At 43.4% G+C, this 21,607-nt stretch carries 17 protein-coding genes; 3 read left to right on the forward strand and 14 right to left on the reverse strand.

Annotated features, from left to right (window positions below; translation table 11 throughout):
- The 7 genes from AC27IJ_RS18350 to AC27IJ_RS18380 all read right to left on the reverse strand — a co-directional run bounded on the left by AC27IJ_RS18350 (position 1) and on the right by AC27IJ_RS18380 (position 9,579).
- On the reverse strand, positions 1-1,512 hold the full coding sequence (locus tag AC27IJ_RS18350) for a sugar ABC transporter ATP-binding protein (protein WP_312444337.1): 1,512 nt from the start codon (positions 1,510-1,512) through the stop codon (positions 1-3).
- Positions 1,513-1,554: 42 nt separating this feature from the next.
- The gene (locus tag AC27IJ_RS18355; protein WP_312444339.1) at positions 1,555-2,736 is read right to left on the reverse strand and encodes a sugar ABC transporter substrate-binding protein; all 1,182 of its coding nucleotides are present in this window, start codon (positions 2,734-2,736) and stop codon (positions 1,555-1,557) included.
- Positions 2,737-3,241: 505 nt separating this feature from the next.
- Positions 3,242-3,988, reverse strand: coding sequence for an HAD family hydrolase (locus tag AC27IJ_RS18360; RefSeq protein WP_487150090.1), 747 nt, complete (start codon positions 3,986-3,988; stop codon positions 3,242-3,244).
- A complete protein-coding gene (nagA, locus tag AC27IJ_RS18365; protein WP_312504075.1) occupies positions 3,969-5,174 on the reverse strand; it encodes an N-acetylglucosamine-6-phosphate deacetylase in 1,206 nt (401 codons plus the stop codon). Before nagA ends, AC27IJ_RS18360 begins: the two co-directional genes overlap by 20 nt.
- A gap of 7 nt (positions 5,175-5,181) precedes the next feature.
- The gene (locus tag AC27IJ_RS18370; protein ID WP_487150093.1) at positions 5,182-6,504 is read right to left on the reverse strand and encodes a family 4 glycosyl hydrolase; all 1,323 of its coding nucleotides are present in this window, start codon (positions 6,502-6,504) and stop codon (positions 5,182-5,184) included.
- 83 nt (positions 6,505-6,587) lie between these two features.
- A complete protein-coding gene (locus AC27IJ_RS18375; RefSeq protein ID WP_487150095.1) occupies positions 6,588-7,994 on the reverse strand; it encodes a class-II fumarase/aspartase family protein in 1,407 nt (468 codons plus the stop codon).
- A gap of 10 nt (positions 7,995-8,004) precedes the next feature.
- The gene (locus tag AC27IJ_RS18380; RefSeq protein ID WP_312444350.1) at positions 8,005-9,579 is read right to left on the reverse strand and encodes a PTS transporter subunit EIIC; all 1,575 of its coding nucleotides are present in this window, start codon (positions 9,577-9,579) and stop codon (positions 8,005-8,007) included.
- A gap of 179 nt (positions 9,580-9,758) precedes the next feature.
- On the opposite strand from AC27IJ_RS18380, the gene AC27IJ_RS18385 reads away from it, so the two are divergent.
- Positions 9,759-11,306 (forward strand): helix-turn-helix domain-containing protein, encoded by a 1,548-nt coding sequence (locus AC27IJ_RS18385; RefSeq protein WP_313257440.1) that lies wholly within the window; start codon positions 9,759-9,761, stop codon positions 11,304-11,306.
- A 104-nt stretch (positions 11,307-11,410) separates the two neighbouring features.
- Here the strand turns inward: AC27IJ_RS18385 and AC27IJ_RS18390 are convergent, their stop codons facing one another.
- Positions 11,411-12,598: a phosphopentomutase gene (locus AC27IJ_RS18390; RefSeq protein WP_312444352.1), complete on the reverse strand. Its 1,188-nt coding sequence runs from the start codon at positions 12,596-12,598 to the stop codon at positions 11,411-11,413.
- Positions 12,599-13,285: 687 nt separating this feature from the next.
- Here AC27IJ_RS18390 and AC27IJ_RS18395 point away from each other — a divergent pair.
- Positions 13,286-13,645 carry a winged helix-turn-helix transcriptional regulator gene (locus AC27IJ_RS18395; RefSeq protein WP_312504068.1) on the forward strand — a complete coding sequence of 120 codons (360 nt, stop codon included), beginning with the start codon at positions 13,286-13,288 and terminating at the stop codon, positions 13,643-13,645.
- A gap of 89 nt (positions 13,646-13,734) precedes the next feature.
- A complete protein-coding gene (locus tag AC27IJ_RS18400; protein WP_334308389.1) occupies positions 13,735-14,175 on the forward strand; it encodes a pyridoxamine 5'-phosphate oxidase family protein in 441 nt (146 codons plus the stop codon).
- 286 nt (positions 14,176-14,461) lie between these two features.
- Here the strand turns inward: AC27IJ_RS18400 and rpoN are convergent, their stop codons facing one another.
- The 6 genes from rpoN to AC27IJ_RS18430 form a co-directional block, all read right to left on the reverse strand.
- Entirely contained in the window at positions 14,462-15,832 is a 1,371-nt protein-coding gene (gene rpoN, locus AC27IJ_RS18405; RefSeq protein ID WP_487150098.1) for an RNA polymerase factor sigma-54, read from the reverse strand.
- Between the two features lie 120 nt (positions 15,833-15,952).
- The gene (locus AC27IJ_RS18410; RefSeq protein ID WP_487150100.1) at positions 15,953-16,978 is read right to left on the reverse strand and encodes a 1-aminocyclopropane-1-carboxylate deaminase/D-cysteine desulfhydrase; all 1,026 of its coding nucleotides are present in this window, start codon (positions 16,976-16,978) and stop codon (positions 15,953-15,955) included.
- Between the two features lie 163 nt (positions 16,979-17,141).
- The gene (locus AC27IJ_RS18415) at positions 17,142-18,452 is read right to left on the reverse strand and encodes an L-cysteine desulfidase family protein (RefSeq protein WP_487150102.1); all 1,311 of its coding nucleotides are present in this window, start codon (positions 18,450-18,452) and stop codon (positions 17,142-17,144) included.
- A gap of 160 nt (positions 18,453-18,612) precedes the next feature.
- A complete protein-coding gene (locus AC27IJ_RS18420) occupies positions 18,613-18,870 on the reverse strand; it encodes a glutaredoxin (RefSeq protein ID WP_025232786.1) in 258 nt (85 codons plus the stop codon).
- Positions 18,871-18,888: 18 nt separating this feature from the next.
- Entirely contained in the window at positions 18,889-20,163 is a 1,275-nt protein-coding gene (locus AC27IJ_RS18425; protein ID WP_312448321.1) for a dicarboxylate/amino acid:cation symporter, read from the reverse strand.
- Between the two features lie 62 nt (positions 20,164-20,225).
- The gene (locus tag AC27IJ_RS18430) at positions 20,226-21,401 is read right to left on the reverse strand and encodes a MalY/PatB family protein (RefSeq protein WP_312448322.1); all 1,176 of its coding nucleotides are present in this window, start codon (positions 21,399-21,401) and stop codon (positions 20,226-20,228) included.
- Between the last annotated feature and the right edge of the window lie 206 nt (positions 21,402-21,607).

Below are 21,607 nucleotides of genomic sequence, written 5' to 3' on the forward strand. Positions count from 1 at the left end.
TCATTTACCTCCTGTCGAATAGTAAAGCAGTTCTTTTTCGTTCGTATCCGCTGCGTTTAATTCTTTAATGATCTCTCCGTCATACATCACGTAGATGCGGTCGCAGATACTTAATATTTCCTGGAATTCGCAGGTGGCATAAATTATACCTTTTCCCCTGGCTGCCAAGCCTTCAATTAACTCATACATGTCCTGCTTGGCTCCCACGTCGATCCCTTTGGTTGGCTCGTCGAAAATATAAACCTCTGAATCCTTATTCAGCCATTTTCCAACGACCACCTTCTGCTGGTTTCCGCCGGACAACAGGGCTACGACCTGGTTCTCTGATGGCGTCTTGATTCCAAGGCCGCGTATCATATTTTTGGCGTCCTCTTTTTCCCGTTTCTTGTTTACCACTGAAAGCCGGTTCGTATATTTTTCCATGGCTGCGACAGAGATATTGGATACAACCGGGTCCGAAATCAGGACACCTTCTTTTCTCCGTTCCTCCGGAACCAGTGCAAACCCATTCTTCACAGCCTGGGTAGGCCCTTTTGCCTTGATCACTTTCCCGTTTAGCTTCATGGTGCCGCCTACCTGCTGGTAAGCGGAAAACAAGGTCTTGCAAAGCTCTGTCTTGCCAGCGCCCACCAATCCTGCCACGCCGATAATTTCCCCTTTGCAAACGGTCATGTTGATATCTTTTACTTTCCCTTCCCTTTCGGAAAGGTTTTCTATTTCAAGCAACGGCCCGCCGATCTCGCACTTTTTCTTGATGTAATTATCCTCATAGCTACGGCCTAACATATATTCGACAAGAGTATTTACTTCCAGTTCTTTCGAAAGCGGCAGTTCGGTAACCAGCTTGCCGTCTCTCATAATGGTAATATTTTCACAAATCTCATAAAGTTCACTTAAACGGTGGGAAATAAACACGACTCCCACATTCTCTTTTGCCAGCTCACGTACCACCCGGAACAATTCCAGTGTCTCGGAATTGGAAAGAGGGGCCGTAGGCTCATCCAAAATAAGGAACCGGCACTTTTCCGCCACGCATCTGGCTATGAGAACCATCTGCTTTTGTGCCAGCGTAAGTCCTGATACCTGTTTGCTAATATCCACATCTACATTTAATTTCTTTAATACCGTTTCTGCTGCCTGCCTGATCTCTTTCCAGTGCACGATTTGCTTTCGCCCCATTTTATTGACCAGCGTGTTGAACATTACATTCTCAGCCACGGACAGATAGGGGATCAACGCGGTGTCAACTTCCTGAAATACGATTTCTATCCCAAGATTTTTAGCGTCTTTGGGGCACCGGATTTCCACCGGTTCCCCTCCAACGTAAATTTGTCCTGTGTAATGCGTATTGACACCGGCAAGCACTTTCATCAATGTGGACTTACCTGCGCCATTGGCACCCACGAGCGCATGAATCGTACCACTTTTCAGACCAAAATCAACTCCATCCAAAGCCTTTACTCCAGGAAATTCGATGGATATATCTTTCATTTCAAGTTTTACTTCGGTCATGGCATCTCTTCCTTAATTATGTAATGAATACAGAGCGTTTCTTTAATTTACATAGTTGTTCTTGATTGTATCTGTATACAGAGCGCCCTTAGGGTCTTCGGCATCGCCCCATCCATCAATGATGCTTCCCAAATCGCTCATGGTTGTCTGATCATTGAGCTGGGTTGTTTCAATGTTGCATGCATTTAAGTTAAAGTAATCCGGTGTCTCTTCTCCCATAAGTTTCAGAGCCAGAAGACGGGCATCTACAATACCGATCAGTTTAGGATCAACGGCTGCGGTAGATTTCCATACATCAGGATTCTTTACCATTAACTGAATGTCATCATTGGATACGTCAATGGTGTACATCGGGATATCGGTACGACCTGCATCGTTTAATGCCTGTAATACACCCTTTGCCAGCTCATCGTAGCAGCCCCAGATGGCATCTACGGAACCTTCCGGATATTTTGGAAGAATAGCGGCTGTTTTGTTGGTCATATCACCGCGGGCATTGGCTGAATCAGATGGTGCAATCACTTCCAGAGTCTGGATCTTGCCTTCTGCTTCCAGCTTGGTATAGATTTCATTACGTCTGTCCAGCGGCGGGATTCCAGGGCCCATGAAGGTCTTTAAAACTTTCATCGGGTATTTTCCGCCTTTTGCTTCAAACTCTTTCATCATGTAGCCAAGAGAAAGCTCGGCCAGCGCCTGATCGTTCTGAGCGGTAGAAGTTACCCCGGCAAGAAGCTCGCCGCTTGCATCGCCGCCCTTAAATGGCATGGTATCAAAGGTAACAACCTCCATGCCTTTGTCTCTGGCAGGTTTTAACATATCATAGGAATAAGACAGCTGTCCGTGAGATACGATAATTCCCTGATAATCCTTAGCGATGACCTGAGCTATAGTCTCCTGAGCCTTTGCATCATCGCCGTCCGTTACAAAGGTGTCTACGGTCCAGCCAAACTTTTTCCCCTCGGATACGCAGCCGTCTAAAAACTGCTGGGTATGATCTCCTGCTGCCAGGTTCCGCACTACGGCAATCTTCTTTCCTGCCAAAGAGCCTGTGGACTGGGCGTTCTCTACCTTCTCCGCTGCAGTCGTCTGATCGGTCTTAGCGGCTTCCGTCTTTGCTTCTGTGGATGCCGGAGCAGCTGTTGTTGCGGCTGTGCCGCTGCTGCCGCATGCAGTCATTGACAATACCATTGCCGCTGCAAGCACCATTGCTAACCTCTTTTTCATAAAGTAAACCTCCTTTAAGAAATATAAAATATAGTTTTCTATTCCGGACACACCCAACCTGTCCTTCCTGTAGAAATTGTAGCATATTGTATCCGGTTTTGCAATATTTTTATTTGATTTTATTTATTTATTTTGTTTTATATTGTATTCGGTTGTGATTTATGTTGTTTTATGTCCTATTCAGGATGTGATTCTCACTATTATACATATTCTACCATCTTTTACCATCTAAAATGGTATTGAATTGATAAGAACTATTCGTAATCAAATTTAACCATGTTTTACTTATGTTTAAAGTAATGTCTTAGTTACTTTTTTGCCATACATGATTCATTCATAGCCAATTACAAAGTAAAAATAAGGAAACAGCAGCCTGCAGGCCTGATACAGTAATAAACTGTTCCAAACCAGCAGGGTGCCGTTTCCCCTTTACTATTCTATATGAAGACCTTCGGAAAAATACATGCAGCCACACCGCAGCCTTTTAAAGGTCATCTTGAAGTCTTTATTGCATTGATAAATATTCTGCCACATCTTCTACAATCATTGCGGCAGCCGCCTGGATCTCCCCATCCCCGCTCCGCAGCGTTGCACCTCCATAGTCCTTTATCATCTCTAAATCATTGGAGCTGTCGCCAATGACCCTGATTTCATCAAATCCACCCCAATACCTGGAGATCCAGGCCACAGCAGCCGACTTATTCACGCCCTTTGCCACAATATCCCCATTCCACACATTTGCATAGGCACAAATTAAAGGGAACCGGGCGTTCAGCCGGGCACAAAGCGTTCGGATCCACTGCACATCCTGCCTGCGCCTGTGAATCTGGACGATCTCCTTAAGGCAATGGATCTGATCTATGGAAAGCTGCCCGTCACAGGGCTTTTGGGTAGTGGCGCCTGAGTCTGAAAGCACATTCACCTTTCCGCTTCGCATGGATACGCCGCTTCCTTCGCCGCCAAGACCATGGAGGTACTGAAGCACCTCCCTGGCTGTTTGATCATCTATGGTCCTGCAAAACAATTCCTTTCCTTTTCCATCTAATATGAGAGCGCCGTTGTTAAGTATGAGAGCGTCAGGCCTTAAAGAATACTTCTCCAAAAACACACGGACAGAAGATTCATTGCGTCCTGTGGCAATGGCAAACCGGTTTCCAGCCGCCTGCCACGTATCAATTGCATTTAAGTTCCTGGGGCTGATGCTGCCGCCTATATACAGGGTCCTGTCAAAGTCACTTACAGCACATTTCATCGCTTTCCCGTATCTCCTTTCCACGGCAAAATACGCTGACCAGATTCAGATCCGAATCTACCACCGTAAGGTCTGCATCCTTGCCGGGCGCTATGCTGCCTTTCCTGTCGTCTGAATGGATATACCGGGCAGGATTTAAGCTGGTCATCCTCATGATATCAAACCAATCCACAGAAGTATGTCTGGCCATGTTCCGAATGGAACCTATGTAGCTTAGCTCTATATCTCTCACCGCCTGATAATCCTTAGGATCCATCCATTCTTCCCTGCCGTCATAGTGGGCGATCCGTACCCGGTCCCCGTCTTTAACAAATTTCATTTTCCTCACATAATGGTCAAATTCCGTCTGGGTCTGTGCAAGGCCGCTGCAATCCGTGGTCATGATGATGCGTTCGCTGCCTTTGATCCGGTAAGCGATGTCAAAGGCCTCATGAGACACGGTCATACCTGTCTGCTTGGCAAACTCACACATCATGTCGTCAAAATACAGGGCAGCTCCCGCCACTCCCGGCTCCCGGTGATGAAATCCACGCATCCCGCTGAAGGTATGGGTAAAACCCCCGACGCCGGCATCCTTGATCTCTTTGATCTGGGAAAAGGTGGCCCCGCTGTGGCCGACAGAGGTCTGAATTCCCTGCTCTTTGCAGAATTCCAGCACCTCCCTTGCCCCCTCCTGTTCCACTGCAATGGTCATATACCGGCAAAGCTCTTTGTTCCGGAAGCTGTTATAAATATCCTCCATCGCCTTAAGGCTTGGAAGAATGCAGCACTCCTCCCGCTGCATCCCCCGGTAAAGGGGGTTGATAAAAGGCCCCTCCAGATGAACTCCCAGCATCTCGGCTCCCGGGTAATCCGCTTCATAGGCATCGTCGGCAGCTTTGATGCAGCGCTTGATCTCCGGAATGGTATCTGCTCCCGAGGTAGCCAAATAGGAAGTTACTCCCCCATAGGGAAGGGTGCGGCACATCTCTTTTAATGCGGCCTCACTTTTCTCAAACCAGAAAGAGCCCGTGGCCCAGCCATGAATATGGATATCAATGAATCCAGGCAGGATGATAAAATCAGAAAAATCCTCATATTTCCCCTTAAACTCCTTATGCAGCGCCTTTATTATCCCATGTTCCATCTCTAAAAATCCGTCAAATTCCTGGTTTTCAAGAATTATATGTTTTGAATAAACTACCATAATCCACCTACCCTAACGTCCAATAATCTTTATTTGCAGCCATTAAGTCATCTAACACCGCTTTTGCCTTGGAAGGGTCAACTACCGTGCGGTTCAGCGTCAGCGCCATTAATGCCTTTGTATAGTCTTTTTCTAAAAACGATTCCACGGTCAGCAGCTCATAGGCATACTGCCCTTCCATCAATCCTTTGTAATAAGGTTTTATGGTCCCAAAGGGATAGCCTCTTGCCCCATCCCTTCCAATGGTTCCCGCCACCTCTACAATTGCCTCCGGTTCAAAATTATCAATGATGCCCCGGTTTTTCACCATCACAATGAATTCATTATTCAAATCATAAGCAATGGATTCCGCAACTTCCACCATCAGGTTTCCAAACACGCTGTTGGTAAGCATTTCCAGTCCCTCCATATGGTCCTTCCCTACAGCCCTGGCACACAATTCAAATACTTCCCTTTCCCTGGAATCCCGGGATTCATCCGCACGGGTATAATCCGGGTCGCTTTCCGCCACGATTTCATCAGGAAACATGTAATACTGCATATAGGTGGTAGGGATGTATTCATCTATTAATTTCATGTATTTATTCACCCTTACATAGGTATCCAGCCATGATTTTGAACGCTGCTCCGCATTAAAGGGCTTGAAGTCATGGTTTTTTAAATATGACCGCAAAGGATCAAAGTAATCATTTCCCTCCGTGTCCTTAAGCTCCGTAAACCATCCGAAATGATTCAGGCCAAAGTAGCGTGCACGAAGGCTTTCCTGGGGCACCCCAAGAATTTTGGCATAGCTCTTCATCAGGGAAAAAGGCTGGTCGCATAAGTTTAAAATACGCTTATCGTCAGGGAACAGCTTATCAAGCCCTAATGCCACAATAGCGGCAGGATTGGTATAGTTTAAAATCCAGGTGTCCTTAGAATAGGAACGGACCTTTTCCACCATCTGCTTCATAGCTCCCAGAGAACGCATCCCATAAGCAAATCCGCCGGGGCCGCAGGTCTCCTGTCCCACCAGCCCGTAGCGCAGGGGAATCTTTTCATCCAGAGAACGCATCGTTGTCTTTCCCACCCGCATCTGGCAGAAAATAAAATCAACAGCCCTGTACGCTTCATCCTCATCCGTGGTAAAAACCACCTCGCATTCCGGATAATAGGATCTTAATACCAGGCGGTCATAAGCCTCCATCAATCCCATGCGTTCTTTATCTATATCATAGAAGATAATTTTTGAAAGAGGAAAACGTTCCTTATAATTGACCAGCGTACCCACAAGTGCCGGAACGCGGGCGCTCCCTGCTCCGGAAATTGTAATCACATGTTGTTTTCTCATGTTACTCTCCTTGTATTCTTAATCATGAAAGGGAATGCCGCAAAACACTGCCGCATCCCCTTGTTTGAATAAATACTGCTCCTTTATTCGCCAGCCACAGTTTCTGTATTGCCGTTTTTCTTTTCTGACTCCAGTTTTTCTTTCAGCCTTTTTGCACCTTCCATCGCCTTCTGCGCCATTTCCTTTGCAAGCACGCTGCAAAGCCCCGTATAGTTTCCAGGGTCGATCATGGATTTTAATTCATCTGCCGCAAACATGGAAGCAAGTGTTTCATCTTCTGTCAGCACATGATAATAATCCTTTCCCTCCAGTTCCACTTCCATGGCTTTCTCGTACATGAGTTCGTGGGCTTTGTCCTTACCGATTTTTTCAGCTACATTCATCATCACCAGCTCGCTGTTATCAAGACCCAGATTTAAGTTTACATTTTTAAGCATCTGCTCTTTATTGATCCGCAAGGTACGGCTCAGTTCCTCGGCCCTGATAAGCACCTCGGTGGCCAGCTGAAGCCCCTCCTCCATAATGCCTTCAAACAGCATATAAGAGCTGCTGTCTCCTTCAAACATCCGCACAGCAGAATAAAGACCGACCGAGGGAAGGGAATAAAGCTTCTGGGAATTGGCGATAATCCCCTTGGCCAGCTTGGGATTGATCTTCTGAGGCATGGTGGAACTGCCGATGGTTCCGGGGGTAAAGGATTCGCTGACCTCTGAAAATTCTTCAACACCGGTATAATAAACCTCTTCCGCCATTTTGTGAAATGTATTACATAGAAGAGACAGATTCATTAAATATTCCAGTTTCATCTGGCTCATATTCCGGCTGGGCACCTCCATAGATCCCATCCCTAGCTTATGGGCAACCCGTTTCTGGATTTTGCGGCCTGCAAGACCTGTGGAGTTAAATCCTCCAACGGCTCCTCCCATCATGGCTACGAACACCCGTTTCTCACTTTCCTCCAAACGTTCCAGAGTGTTCATCAACTCGCTGATCCAGACGGAAACCTTATAGCCATAGGTGATGGGTATGGCATGCTTACCATGGGTTCTCCCAGCCATAACCGTATCTGCATGGTCATGTGCCAGCTTACCCAGGTTTTCCAGGATATCCGCAAGAAAGCTTTTGAAAACTGAATTTACCTGCTTTGCTATATAAAGCTGGGAGGTCTGCTGGATATTCTGGGTAGTTACCCCGTAGTGGACATATTTTCCTCCCTCTTCACTGCACGCCTTCACCAGCACCTTTACAAAGGGGACAAACCCATGGCCCACCTTTGCCTTGATCCGTTCCATTTCATCAAGATCCAGATCTTCAAAGCGAACCGCCCCAATATCCCTGGCAGCTTCCATTGGTATGAAACCCTCCTCTGCCTGGGAAAGAGCCAGGGCGGCCTCCACCTTCAGCCACGTCTCATACTTAGCTGTTTCACTTAACAGTCTTTTAATCCCTCTGTCATCCAGTTTACTTTTTGAATCATAGAAAGCTCTCATCGTACACCTCTTATTTCTTCATAGCATCGTCTACCGCATGACGGACAAATTCCACATGAGGCCCAAATACAACGTGAATGTGATCCGCTGACGGGAAGAAGATACCTGCACAGCCGGAATCCTTAATTTTAATCTGATCTACCTTGGCCGGGTCTTTTAAGTCTACCCGCAGGCGGGAAATACAGTTTTCCACACTCAGGATATTGTCCTTGCCCCCCAGTCCTCTAATAACAACTTCGGCAATTGCCGGCCAGTTCTTTTCTTTCAGAAGAATGCTTGCGGATTCTTCAATTTCAAATCCTTCCCGTCCCGGTGTTTCCAAATTGAATTTTTCAATAAACCATTTGAATACAAAGTAGAACACGATAAAGTTTCCAATCCCCAAAAGGATAAGGTTAAACCAATGAGTATTTTCATACAAAAGGCCAAAAATTCCAAAGTCAAAAATCGTACCGCGGATATAGCCGATGGAGATATGAAGCATCTGGTAGGGAATAGAACCAATACCGCTCATAATGCAGTACAGAATAAACAAAGACGGTGAAATAAACAGGAATGAGAATTCCAGCGGCTCTGTGATATTGCCTAAAAATGCAGTCAGACAGCAGGTAAGGATTACGCCTTTTGCAATCTTTCTGTTTTTTAAATAAGAGGTACGGTACATTGCCAGACCAACTGCCGGTACACGGAATAAAGTCGTCAGCATCTGCGCGCCTCCCAGGTAACTGGTAAGAGTCGGCATGAGCTGGCCCCAGTATTCGCTGCTGGGCCCTAAGTTAAAGAGGACTTCATTGGTGGCATTTAAGATTCCCACATATTCGGTCCCGTTAATCATATAGGTTCCTCCGGCCTCCGTAAAGCGGACCATTGAGGAGAGAACATGATGCAATCCAAAAGGAATCAGCGCACGGTTTAGCGCATAATAAATGGCGTTTCCTATGTACGGCGTTGTAAAAATAAAGGAAATGCTGATAAGGAAGTTGGTCAGCAAATTCCAGAACACCGGAATGATCAGCCCGATAGGGATTATCAATGCAAATGTAATGATCGGAATGGATTTCTTCCCTCCAAAGAAGGCAAATGCAAGAGGAAGTTCCAGGCGGTAAAACCGGTCTGCTACCTTGGCAGCCACGAAACCTGCGATCAGACCCCCCAGCGCCTCGATCTTTAAAGTCTGAATGCCAAGAACCATGCCCTGCCCCACCTGAGCCGCAACCTCCGGATCAGCCAGGGTTCCCGTCTGTTTTAAATAAATGCTCATTACCACGTTCAGCGTCAAATAGCCGACTACCGCTGAAAAGACTGCAATTCCTTTTTCATTCTTTGCCATGCCCTGAGCTACGCCCATGGCAAACAGCAATGGGATATTATTGAAAATAATGCTCGTAATGGTCTGTAAGCTTGATAAAATAAGCTTCAGAACCTGGTTTCCCAAAAACGGGAATTTCTCTATCATGTAGGACTGCCCTAACGCACTGCAAATACCCATAACCATACCAATAGGGGCGAGAAGCGCGATTGGCAGAAGGAGAGACCGTCCAAACGTTTGGATGCTGTCTTTCCAGCTTGACTTTTTATTGCTCATATTTTTTCCCTTCCTTTGTTATGACATTGTGGTTTTAAGGCGCCTTTGAAACTGTGTACATTATGGCAGATTCTATTAGTTGCTTCAAGGCAGAAAATTTACATTTTATTGTTGCGTTTAGTTGCCCTTAATTTTATAATGAAACCAGTCTCAACACAACAGTACAGGAGGAACGTATCATGGGATTAAGCTACAACGATTTAAGCCTGCTGCGTTTTATACAAAAAAGGCAGCGCATTTCCCTTTCAAAGGTTGCCCTGCAGTTTCAAAAGGATGAAATATCCATACGCCGGACCATAGAACGGATCAACCTTTTCTCCCACAAGCCCTTGGTGGAAATACAAAAGGGCTTCTGCCTAAGCCCCCTAAGTTACAAGGAATTTGTGGATTTCATCCAGCAGATCACCATGACCGACTATACCAGTTCTTACGTCGAGCGGATCCGTATCATGATTGTGACCATTTTTTTCGACGGTTATGTCAATGCTTCATCCCTGTATGAATATTGGGGGCTTTCCCTGACCACAAAAAAGCAGGATACCGCCCATTTAAGGCAATTCCTGGCCGGACACGGTTTATTCCTTGTGACCTTAAAGAAAAAGGGGCTTACCATTGAAGGTGATGAATTGCAGCTCCGGTTTCTCGTGATCGACATCCTTCATCCTCTGTTAGAGTTTACGGCGGAAAACCGGATCGCAGCCCGTTATGCCAACACTCCCCTGGAAAAACAATGCTATGATCTGGCCAATGCCTATCTCCAGCCGGTTTCCCCTCAGGCAGTGGAACGGCTGAACTACTTTCTGACAGAATACAGCCTGTCTTTAAACTATCCTTCCAAAAAATTTCTTCTGCTGTTTATCTGTATCATGGATATCCGGCCAGTTGATGAATCCATGAATACTGGTCACCGGCTGCCGCTGGCGCCCTTAAACATCCGCTTTGTTGATGATATCAGGGAAAACAGGCTGTACAACGTAGCTTTCAGCATGATGAACTTTTCACGAAGCCTTGATTTTCCTTTTGACAAGCGACTGTGGCATACCACCGAGCAGTTTACAGAGCAGGTGGTGAGCCATTTAAAAAACCCTTTTACCGTCCAGGAAGAATTCATCAATGAGCTTTACAGCTATTTCTACCGCGAAATCACCCTGGATCACTTTCATTGTACTTTTGTGGACAAGACCGTAGAAAATACGAAAGAACAGTTTTCAGACCTGTATGAAACCGTAAGGAAATACGAGGTGTACTTTAAAGCATCCTATAATTTTTCTTTCATGGATGAGCACCTTTCCACGCTGACCCTTTTGGTGCAAAAGCACATTCTCCGTAACCGTACCGTAAACCGACATTATAAAAAAATTGTTGTGATGACCAGCATCAACTTTGAACGGGTCAGCTTTTTTCTGGAGCAAATAAAGGAATACGTGGAACTGCAGTGGATGGGCACCTTGAATATTAACGAAATCCACAAATTGAAGGAACTGGATTATGACTATATCCTTTGCTTCTCATCCCGGATTTTTAATATTCTTCACGCTCATAACCTTCCTGTCATCCGCATGAATTTCTTTGTGGATAACAGTGATATGAAAACCCTTCTGGCAAACGGCTTTTCCACGCGGAAGCACCGTTTCCTGACCACCAGTTTTGTATCGGAAATCGGAGGAAAAAGCGAACCTGAGATGGAAGCTTATTTAAAAGATAATTATGGAGATTACTTTGTGTAAGAAAAATAAAATGGGGATACTTCCCGTTGGAAAGCATTAAAAAAAGCACCTGGCTTTGTCTATGATAAATAATCATCATAGACAAAGTGGTGCTTTCCGTAATCTTAAAGCAATTTCTCTATTGGTTCACCAATCATATCCTGAGCTTTATGCAAACCGAAATTATCCAACACTGTTGCCCCGATCACTGCAAATGTATTCTGTTCCTTTAATTCCTCGCAGTGGTTATAGGAGGGCGAATAGGCCAGGAAAGGTACCTTTTCTTTTGTATGGTCGCTTCCCTTAAAGGTGGGATCATTGCCATGGTCTGCCGTAATCAGAAGCAGATCATCCTCTTTTAAAAGCGGCAAAAGCTCTCCCAGCTTTTCATCGAACCGTTCCAACTCCGCTCCGTAGCCAATAGGATCCCGGCGATGTCCCCACAGGGCGTCAAAGTCAACCAGGTTCACAAAGCACAGCCCGTCAAATTCTCTTTTCGCAATCTCTATGGTTTGCTCCATGCCATGAACACTGCTTTGGGATTTATTGCCTTCGGTGAGCCCTTCGCCATCAAAGATATCAAAGATCTTGCCGACACTGATCACCTCCAGACCAGCATCCTTTAATATATTAAGAGCAGTGGTTCCAAAAGGCTTTAAGGCATAATCATGGCGGTTTGGAGTTCTTTTAAACTCGCCTTTCTTCATGCCAACATAAGGTCTTGCAATGACTCTGCCTACCTTCCATTCGTCCTTTAAGGTAAGCTCTCTTGCTATCTCACAGCAGCGGTAAAGTTCCTGTAAGCCAAAGGTATCTTCATTGGCACATATTTGTAATACTGAATCCGCAGAAGTGTAAACGATCATGTCCCCGGTAGCAATCTGATGCTCTCCCAGTTCATCCATGATCTCCGTACCGCTTGCGGATTTATTTCCGACAATCTTGTGTCCGGTGCGTTTTTCAAGCTCATCCAGCAATTCCTTTGGAAAACCTGTTTCCGTAAACGTCTGGAAAGGCGTTGTAATGTATAGCCCCATCATTTCCCAATGGCCTGTCATGGTGTCTTTTCCCACACTGGCTTCATTAAGCTTTCCATAATATGCCACTGGCTCAGCCACTGGCTTTACATGGTTTAAGGAACACAGATTCCCCAGGCCAAGCTTTCCCAAATTAGGCAGATTAAGATGATCCACTGTGGCATCAATATGTCCCAGGGTATCACTGCCTTCGTCGCCATACTCGGCGGCATTATCCATAGCACCTATTCCTAAAGAATCAATTACAACTACAAAAACACGTTTAAATCGTTTCATATTAATTTTCTCCTTTTTATCCGCCTACAATAACCGGTTGATACATAATGCACCCTTGTCTGCTGCTATTATTTTATTCAAACATTCCCTGTCTGACTCATGATATTTAAAATTTGGATCCAGATACACACACCGCCGGCTTTGCAATTGGCATAGGATCTTTTGAGCATATCTTTCACCTTTATTATACAATTTTGTAGAATTTTTGCAATCTTTTTCTCTGTTTTCTATGAATATTCCAAACTATTTGGCTGGATCACACCCTATCACAGTCCATATTCCGGTATCATCCTGGCGGACAAGCCGCTTTAAATAAACATACTTTGCAACAGATTTTTTATCCTTGATTCTGCAATCGGATAATCTCCCACAATGCCTTCCGGCGACAGCAGCAGTTCTCCGTTGACAAAAACCATGGGAAGAATTAAGATATTTGTAATTGTGAGCGACCGGAATTTAAATAAACTGCTTCAATAGGAATTGATTCTTCCCCCAGTTTTAACATTCTAAGCAGATAGAAGCAATGAGAGTGAAAACCAAGCCCTCATCAATACAGACCGAACGCTTTATGAGGCAAAGGAGAACGTAAGAAAATGATGCCATAAAGGCCATTTGATATGAAGGTTTAGCACATGGAATTTTAAAAACGGTCAGATACAAATAAAGGAAGATTTAGCAGGTGAAGATATGAAAATACGCGATGAATACACTTGCCCTTTGGAATTGACACATGATATTACTAAAGGCAAGTGGAAACCAATCATTTTATGGCAGCTGGGCAAGGACGTTATGTCTTTGTCCCAGCTTGAAAAAGACATTAAAGGCATTAATCAAAAAATGCTTTTAGAGCAGCTTAAAGAGCTGCTTGATTACGGAATGATAGGCAAGCATTCTTTTGAAGGATATCCGCTAAAAGTTGAATATTATTTGACCGAACGCGGCAAAAAGCTTTTGGATGCCGTCACAATCATGCAAAGCATAGGCATTGACATTATGAAAGAGAATGATATGACTGACTTTTTAAAAGAAAACGGTTTTATAGACTGAGCATACCTACAAAAATGTGAGTAATTTACTGTCTGGTTCTTTTGTGCTATAGTTTTCCCATAAATAAACTCAGGAGGAACTTAAAAATGATGAGGGATGCAGAACAAACGATCGGCAATTTAATTGACAAGCAGGGAGTTTCTTTTATAAGCTCTTTGGATGATGAGGGATTCCCCAATATGAAAGCAATGCTGCCGCCAAGAAAACGGGATGGGATTAAGACCTTTTATTTTACTACAAATACCTCTTCCATGCGTGTCAAGCAATTTCACAGCAATCCAAAGGCATGTATCTATTTTTGTGACAAACGGTTTTTTCGCGGAGTCATGCTAAAGGGTACAATGGAGGTCTTAGAGGATGCCGCAAGCAAGGAAATGATCTGGCAGGAGGGAGATACCATGTATTATTCTAAAGGAGTTACGGATCCGGATTATTGTGTGCTGAAATTTATTGCCCAGACAGGCAGGTACTATGCCAACTTCAGTTCTGAAAACTTTATGATTGAATATCCTTTTGAACAAATCCTTTAACAGTCGAAATGATACAATCAATGGAGCAAACGAAACCGGCGGGCAGATATAGAAAATATCTGTCCGCCGGTCGCCGCATTATTGTTTAAGCATTAATCAAGATTTCCCAGTATAAGATAGCTGATATGGGGCGTATTACTGCACTCATTACCGATTCCAACATCAGCGAAGAAATGTATTCAGAATATCAAAAGCACTGCCATATTATTCGGAGCTGAACTTAAAAATAGCCACAACCCGCGAAATGGAATTGCAGTCAAAAAAAGAGTCAACTAAAACTTTGATTTTAGTTGACTCTTTTTTTCATATCATTTTTCATTTTCCGTTCAAAACTACCAGAGATACCCATCTCTTCCCGGTATTTGGCAATCACTCTGCGAGAAAGGCGATACCCCTTTTCACTAAGTAATTCTGCAAGTTTCGAATCACTATACGGCTTTTCTTTATTCTCTTCATTCACGAGTTCGCGTATTAATTCTTTTACGCCATCCGAATTAATCAAGCCGCCGTCACCTACGGGAACTGACGCGGAAAATAAGTTTTTCATCAGAATACAGCCTGCTGGAAACTGAAGATATTTGTCCTTAACAGCACGGCTTATGGTGGAGGTACTAACTGACAGCTTTTCTGACATTTGTGTCATGGTACACGGTTTAAGTTTCCCTGAATACCGGAAAAACTCATCCTGCTCTTCCAATATTGCATTTGTTATTTGAATAATCGTCTTACGCCTCTGTTCAACTGCATAAATGAGAAATTTCGCCCGCTCTAACTTTTTCTTAAAGTATTCAAAAAGTTCCTGCTCTTTTACTTCTGCCATCATCTGAAGATAATAATCGTTTAACTGATAGTCTCCGCACCAATTATCATTGATTTCTATATTCCATTTCCCATCCGGGTCCATAGTAACGATAACATCCGGAATAATATATTGCTTTTCGTTCTCTCCAAATCCCTGAAGCGGCCTTGGATTTAACGTACTTATAAGAGCAATATATCTCCTGGCCTGAGCTGATGAGATATCCAATGCACGGGTGATTGAACTGATCTTTCCCTGAGATATGTCCGTTAAATGATGAGTGATCATATTTTTTAGAATTTCATCATCCAATCCCAGAATTTCGATCTGAATTAATAAGCATTCTACCAGATTCTTTGCGAAAATACCGTATGGCTCCAACTTTTTTAAATCTGATAAACAGTCTTTGATCACCTTCTCATTCACACCGGTTAACTGTGCAATCTCCGGAACTTCCAAATCAATAAACCCATTACGATCCAGGCTCTGAATGAAAAAATCAATAACTCTTAATTGTTTATCCGTGTAACGTTCTAACTCCAGCTGCTCATAAACATAGGTATAAATATTTTTTGTATTTGAAGCATCAAACTCCTGGTTGCTGCTCTCATTACCTTCTTCTAAAAAACCTGCAGTATTTTTTAAAGGCTTGCAGTAATTTGATTGATACCACGCTTGATAATCTTCCTGAGTATAAGATTCGGCTCTGGAATTTATTTGTTCCAGTAAAGGATTTTCCATATATTCATTTTCCATATACCGGCTCAGCTCACAATTGCATAATGCAAGCAATTCCAGTGAAGATATCTGGTTTTGAGATAGCAGCTGACGTTGTTCAACAGTTAATTTGTGTTTCATGGCAACCTCCCTTTGCAACCATTGCGTTAGAAATATTATACCACACGGAAGTCTGAGTAAAAAGAGCGAAGTTTTATATCACCTCGCTCACTTTTATCACGGAGTACGTCACATTATTCATTAAAGAATTGTAACCCCATCAATTAATTCTTTTTCAAATTCCACCCTATGATGCTTCGTGTATAATCCCGGCGCTCCTCCTGTATGGATCATGATGATCTTCTCACCTTTTTTGATTTTCCCTTCCTTAACCATATCAATGATTGCAGCAAAACATTTTCCTGTGTAACAGGGATCAAGCAGGATGGCTTCTTTTCCTGCCATCAGACGAACCGCATCTCTTACCTCCTTTGAAGGAAGATTGTATCCGCCCCGGACATAATCTTTTTCAATATCAAAATCTTTTCGTCCAGCACTTATTTTCATTCCATACTTTTCTTTTACGCTGTCAAACAGTTCAACAATGCTATGCTCTTTGTAATCATCAAAGGGAGAAATCGCTACACCGGTTAATGCCAGGCCGGAGTCTTCATTATGGAACCCACAATATAAGCCCATATAGGTCCCTAAGCTGCCTGCTGCAGAAATAACCCGTGCATCTCCGATTCCCATGGCAGCTGCCTGCTTTGTAAGCTCAACTGCACATTCATAGTACCCCAGGATACCGACATCATCAGAACCACCAAGGGGTATGTAATAAACGATCTCTCCCTGAGCTTCATATTTTTTGATTGTGTCCCCGACCAACTCTTTATACTGATCAAGAGATGGACGGCCGTCATCTTTTTTAATGATTACTTCAGCGCCCATTAACCGGTCCAACAGTAAGTTTGCCGACAATTCTCCTGGGTAATCCCCAATTGCAACAATCGCACACCTCATATTGTGCTTAGCTGCCACAGCCGCTGTCAAACGGCCATGATTTGTTTGTACGCCGCCCTCAGTGATAAGCATGGTCGCCCTTTTGTTTTGTGCTTCTTTTAAAATATACTCCAGCTTTCGAAGCTTATTGCCTCCCATGCCCAGACCAGTCATATCATCACGCTTAAGATACATTTGGATCCCTAATTCTTCTGATATATTTTTAAGATACTCCAAAGGAGTGGGTAAATTCAATAATGAGACTTTCTCTTGACCTAAAACCATAATAATACCTCCTTACTTAGATGCCAATATTTTCAGCTGTAAATATAAATGAGTCAATCGGATATTAGTAATCCGCTTCGTTACTTGATGAGGGTCAATTGCCGATGCTGTAAAAAACCCGGTCTTAGTATATTACATGTGGCAATGACCGTATATATTCCAGTTACTCGCCAATCATGATCTTAACAATTTCGCGGTCCGTCTCACGCATTCCTTCCTTACCAAGCCGTCCGACATTACGTAAGGTCTCCTCAACATCACGGTTAATAATCCCTTCACCAGAACGGAATTGCTGTTCCCCATTTTTAAACATGTCATGGCCTAAGAGCCCTGCCATAATACTGGTGGCTATTTTCCCTGCACAGGAAGGCTTGGCTCCGTCACAGATCATGCCAGATGTAATGACAACAGAATTTACAAGAGTATGTGCTATCTCCTCATATCCACCGCCTAATAGATAGGCGATACCACAAGCAGCAGCACAACCGGCACTGACAGCGCCGCAATAAGCTGACAAACGGCCAATTCCAGTCTTTTCATGGATGGATATCAGGTTTGCAAGGGCAAGGGCACGATATAATTTATCCCTTGTCACACCCAAATCATTTGCATACTCAATCACGGGCACTGAAACCGTGATCCCCTGATTACCGCTGCCGGAGTTAATGATTACCGGAAGTTCACAGCCACTCATTCTTGCATCACTGCCGGCCGCTGCCTTGGCAATTGCACGATTACGGACATCATTTCCGTAAGAAGCAAGCCAGGTACTTCCTATGTTTGCGCCATAATCATTCTTTAACCCCTCTTCAGCAATCGCCATGTTGTAATTAATTTGAGGATCTAATATGCCTTTTACATCATTGACCTGCAGAGAATTTGCGAATTCGATTATATCGTTTAAGTTTAGCAGGCTTTTATCTGTTAGGCCCACCTCCAAAATCTTTTCAATGTTATTACCGCTCCCCTGTTCACAGCCGGCTTCTAAATCAAATAAGATTTCTCCATTTTTCTCAATTAATATGATATTTGTATGATATTGGGCGATTCTCAGTTTTACATACTCATTCCCTTTAAATAAAATGAGCACGATGTCAAACGTCAGTTCTCCGTCTATCGCTTTTACCATAATTGGCACATGATTCACAAAATCTCTTATCTCTGACTTTTTATCGTTGCTAACTACGGAAATAACCTCCAGATGCTTGGAAGCGTCACCTGCAACGATTCCTGCTGCTACTGCTGCCTCAATTCCCTTTAAACCATCCGTATGAGGTACCACAACGCTTTTTACATTTTTAATAATATTATAGCTTACATGTACTTCTACTTTATCAGGCAAGCCACCTAGCACTTCTCTTGCTTTTGCCGCACCATATCCTAAGGCAATCGGTTCCGTACAGCCCATCGCCGGTACTAACTCTTCTTTTAAAATCTGCATATATGTTGTATAACGTAAATCTTTCGTATCCATATCAATCCTCCCCATTGCCTTAGACTTCCGACTTATTAAATAATCAATCGGATATTCGCAATCCGCTTTGCTGCTTGATGAGGTTAAAAAGCGGGGTTTATATGGAAGCTTCCTATATACCCCGCTTTTTTTATTCATATCCACTCACCTTTTATGAATATTACAGTTTTTCCAATACCTCATCTAAGTCTAAGGTTTTGGTTCCGTCTTCAAGAATAAAAAATGGAATTCCAATACCACCGTTCTCTTTAACCGCTTCATATGCCGGTTCTGATTCACGTGCAGCAAGATATGCTTTTAAATCCTTTAAATCCGCTGATAAATTTTTAAAATCTACGCTGGCTTTCCTATCAATCAGCTTATTCAGCGCGTAAAGTGTGTCTGGACATAAGTGACTTCCAATAATTGTTATTTTCATAGGTATCTTTCCTTTCTTTTATGCAGTAATATCTGATTTTTCAACGAATTCTTTGTTGTTACCTGTTAAGCGATCATTAATCCATTCTTTTCCTTCAACCATTCTGGCTACCATCATGGATGCAATGGCATCACCAGATGAATTTAAGCAGGTAGCAGCAGGGTCAAACAGGAAACCTAAGGTTGCAATTAACGGAAATGCCTCTGGTGGAAATCCAAATAGACCGACGATCAGCATTTCGCCTACCAGACCTCCCCCCGGCGCTCCGGATAATACAAATGCAGACAAAATCGCTACAACAATTGACATGGCATACGTTCCGACTCCTGTGAACGGTTGATGAAACACTCCAAATAAAAATGCAATCTTAACAATGGATGATAATACCGAACCGTCCATATGCATGGTTGCTCCCATCGGAAGAACAATCTCTCTAATATCCTTTGGAACTCCCATTTTGTCACAAGCATCCAGATTTACAGGCAGAGCAGCCATTGAGCTTTGAGTTGCGAAAGCAGTCAATGCAGGAGTAGGAACAAATTTCAGCATACGGCGAACCCCTTCTTTTCCACCTGCCATATAGGAATACAACGGGAAGAATATTACCACATAAATTAAGCAGAGTGGATAATACAAAATCATGGAACGACCGTAATCACCAATTAAACTTGGTCCAAACTCTCCTACTAAGTTGGCAAAATATGCACCCAGACCGATCGGAGCAAATTTCATGATTAAATTGACCATCTTCATGATGACATTATTTAAGTTCGTAAGCATTTTCCCAACAGGACTCTCGTCACCGCCGCATGCACTTACACAGAATCCAAACATGACAGAAAAAATAATCAACGGAAGCATGTTCTGGCGGCTTAAAAGTTCCGGAAAATCGGAAACAGTAAGAGCTCCGACAATCATGTCACCAACAGCGGTAGCTTCTCCGACTTCCGATGCACCCATAGCAATTGAGGTGCTTGCTGCAGGCGGGAAAATATTCACTGCAAACAGAACCAGTACAGCTGCGACAGCGCCAGTGCCGATAAAAACAACGATAAGATTCACTAAAATACTACCAAGACGTTTCATATTTACCATGCTTCCCACAGCACTGGAAATAGAAACCATGACCATCGGAACAACGATTGTAAACATCAAGTTAAGGAAAATATCGCCAAGCGGTTTAACAATTGCAGCCTTCTCACCTGCAACCAATCCAAAACCTGAACCGATCAGGATTCCCAGCACCAACAGGATAGGGAACCGATAGCTTTTCCAGATATCTTTTTTATTCATAAGTACACTTCTCCTTTTTACCCCATAATTTGATTTCAAGTGACTTTCATAATTCCTTTATCTTAAAGACGATTTACCGCATCCTCCAGCTGTTTCATGGCTTTTTCCAGCACGCTTCTCGGACATGCTGCATTCAATCTCATATAACCGGAAAGGCTCCGGCCAAAGGTATAGCCTTCATTTAATCCCAATTTTGCATCTTCAATCATAAACTTTCTTAATCTTTCATTATTCATTCCCAATTCCCGGCAATCCAGCCATACCAGATAAGTAGCATCCGGTATATTGGGTTTAATTTTAGGAATGTACTTCTCACAATAATCTTTGATAAACTCAAAGTTTTCAGTGAGATATGGAAGCAATTGCTCCAACCACTCTTCCCCCTCGTTAAACGCCGCTTCCATGGCTACGGAGCTGAATGCATTATTCCTGTGAATGTCTAAATTCATCCAGAACTTATCAAAAGCCGCCTTCATCTCCAGGTTCGGGAAAACATTCGTTGATGCCTGCAATCCTGCAAGATTAAATGTCTTAGTACCAGAAATACAGCTTATGACATGATCTTTTGCCGTTTCTGATATCATAGCGGTTGGAATATGTTTCTTGCCATGAAACACCAGATCAGAGTGTATTTCGTCAGAAACCATCAGTACGTCGTTGGCATGACAAATCTCAAACATCTTCTGCAGCTGCTCTTCCGTCCAGACGATCCCAAGAGGATTATGGGGGCTGCACAAAAGAAAGATTTTCACATTCGGATCTTTTGCTTTCTCCTCAAAATCTGCAAAATCAATTGTCCATTTTCCATCCTGTTCAACCAGTTGGTTTTCAACTACGTTTCTTTCCCATGCCTCCGTAATATCGTAGAATTCAGAATACACGGGAGTCTGAATCATAATAGAATCCCCTTTCCTGGTAAACACCTTGACCATTGCAGACATTGCAGGTACGACTCCCAGGCTCCAGCTTACTTTTTCCTTGTCAATCTTCCAGCCATGCCTGCGGGACTGCCAGCCAAGTATTGCATCAAAATAGGAGTCAGGCCGATAGGTATATCCCCAGATCCCTTCCATTGCTTTTTCCACACATGCATCAATGATTGGCTGTGCCGTTTGAAAATCCATATCTGCGACCCAAAGCGGAATCACATCCATGGTACCAAACTTCTTTTGCCTCTCATCGTATTTTCCCGCACGGTTTTTGCTTCGGTCAACTACGATGTCAAAATTATACTTCATATAAAGCTCCTTTCAGTTTTATATATTTATATAGAGCAACATACGTGCCAACTTTTCATGAGATAGAAAATATATTAATAAAAACGTAGAAAAAGCCTGTAAATGCTGCCTTTTCTACGTTTATCCTTTTACTGCTTCTTGCAGAATTTTGCCGAGAATTGAAAACCTTTTCTTTCTGGTTTTTAATTGGTTATAAATAGGTCGTT

The organism is Lacrimispora sp. YZC11, assembly GCF_057543815.1.

What these genes read in the sequence shown, in the direction of transcription:
- AC27IJ_RS18360 (WP_487150090.1), bottom strand. Translation starts at nt 3,988, where the DNA reads ATGAAATGTGCTGTAAGTGACTTTGACAGGACCCTGTATATAGGCGGC.
- AC27IJ_RS18415 (WP_487150102.1), bottom strand. Translation starts at nt 18,452, where the DNA reads ATGGATACGAAAGATTTACGTTATACAACATATATGCAGATTTTAAAA.
- rpoN (WP_487150098.1), bottom strand. Translation starts at nt 15,832, where the DNA reads ATGAAACACAAATTAACTGTTGAACAACGTCAGCTGCTATCTCAAAAC.
- AC27IJ_RS18400 (WP_334308389.1), top strand. Translation starts at nt 13,735, where the DNA reads ATGAGGGATGCAGAACAAACGATCGGCAATTTAATTGACAAGCAGGGA.
- AC27IJ_RS18385 (WP_313257440.1), top strand. Translation starts at nt 9,759, where the DNA reads ATGGGATTAAGCTACAACGATTTAAGCCTGCTGCGTTTTATACAAAAA.
- AC27IJ_RS18410 (WP_487150100.1), bottom strand. Translation starts at nt 16,978, where the DNA reads ATGGTTTTAGGTCAAGAGAAAGTCTCATTATTGAATTTACCCACTCCT.
- AC27IJ_RS18350 (WP_312444337.1), bottom strand. Translation starts at nt 1,512, where the DNA reads ATGACCGAAGTAAAACTTGAAATGAAAGATATATCCATCGAATTTCCT.
- AC27IJ_RS18425 (WP_312448321.1), bottom strand. Translation starts at nt 20,163, where the DNA reads ATGAATAAAAAAGATATCTGGAAAAGCTATCGGTTCCCTATCCTGTTG.
- AC27IJ_RS18395 (WP_312504068.1), top strand. Translation starts at nt 13,286, where the DNA reads ATGAAAATACGCGATGAATACACTTGCCCTTTGGAATTGACACATGAT.
- AC27IJ_RS18355 (WP_312444339.1), bottom strand. Translation starts at nt 2,736, where the DNA reads ATGAAAAAGAGGTTAGCAATGGTGCTTGCAGCGGCAATGGTATTGTCA.
- nagA (WP_312504075.1), bottom strand. Translation starts at nt 5,174, where the DNA reads ATGGTAGTTTATTCAAAACATATAATTCTTGAAAACCAGGAATTTGAC.
- AC27IJ_RS18390 (WP_312444352.1), bottom strand. Translation starts at nt 12,598, where the DNA reads ATGAAACGATTTAAACGTGTTTTTGTAGTTGTAATTGATTCTTTAGGA.
- AC27IJ_RS18375 (WP_487150095.1), bottom strand. Translation starts at nt 7,994, where the DNA reads ATGAGAGCTTTCTATGATTCAAAAAGTAAACTGGATGACAGAGGGATT.
- AC27IJ_RS18380 (WP_312444350.1), bottom strand. Translation starts at nt 9,579, where the DNA reads ATGAGCAATAAAAAGTCAAGCTGGAAAGACAGCATCCAAACGTTTGGA.
- AC27IJ_RS18420 (WP_025232786.1), bottom strand. Translation starts at nt 18,870, where the DNA reads ATGAAAATAACAATTATTGGAAGTCACTTATGTCCAGACACACTTTAC.
- AC27IJ_RS18370 (WP_487150093.1), bottom strand. Translation starts at nt 6,504, where the DNA reads ATGAGAAAACAACATGTGATTACAATTTCCGGAGCAGGGAGCGCCCGC.
- AC27IJ_RS18430 (WP_312448322.1), bottom strand. Translation starts at nt 21,401, where the DNA reads ATGAAGTATAATTTTGACATCGTAGTTGACCGAAGCAAAAACCGTGCG.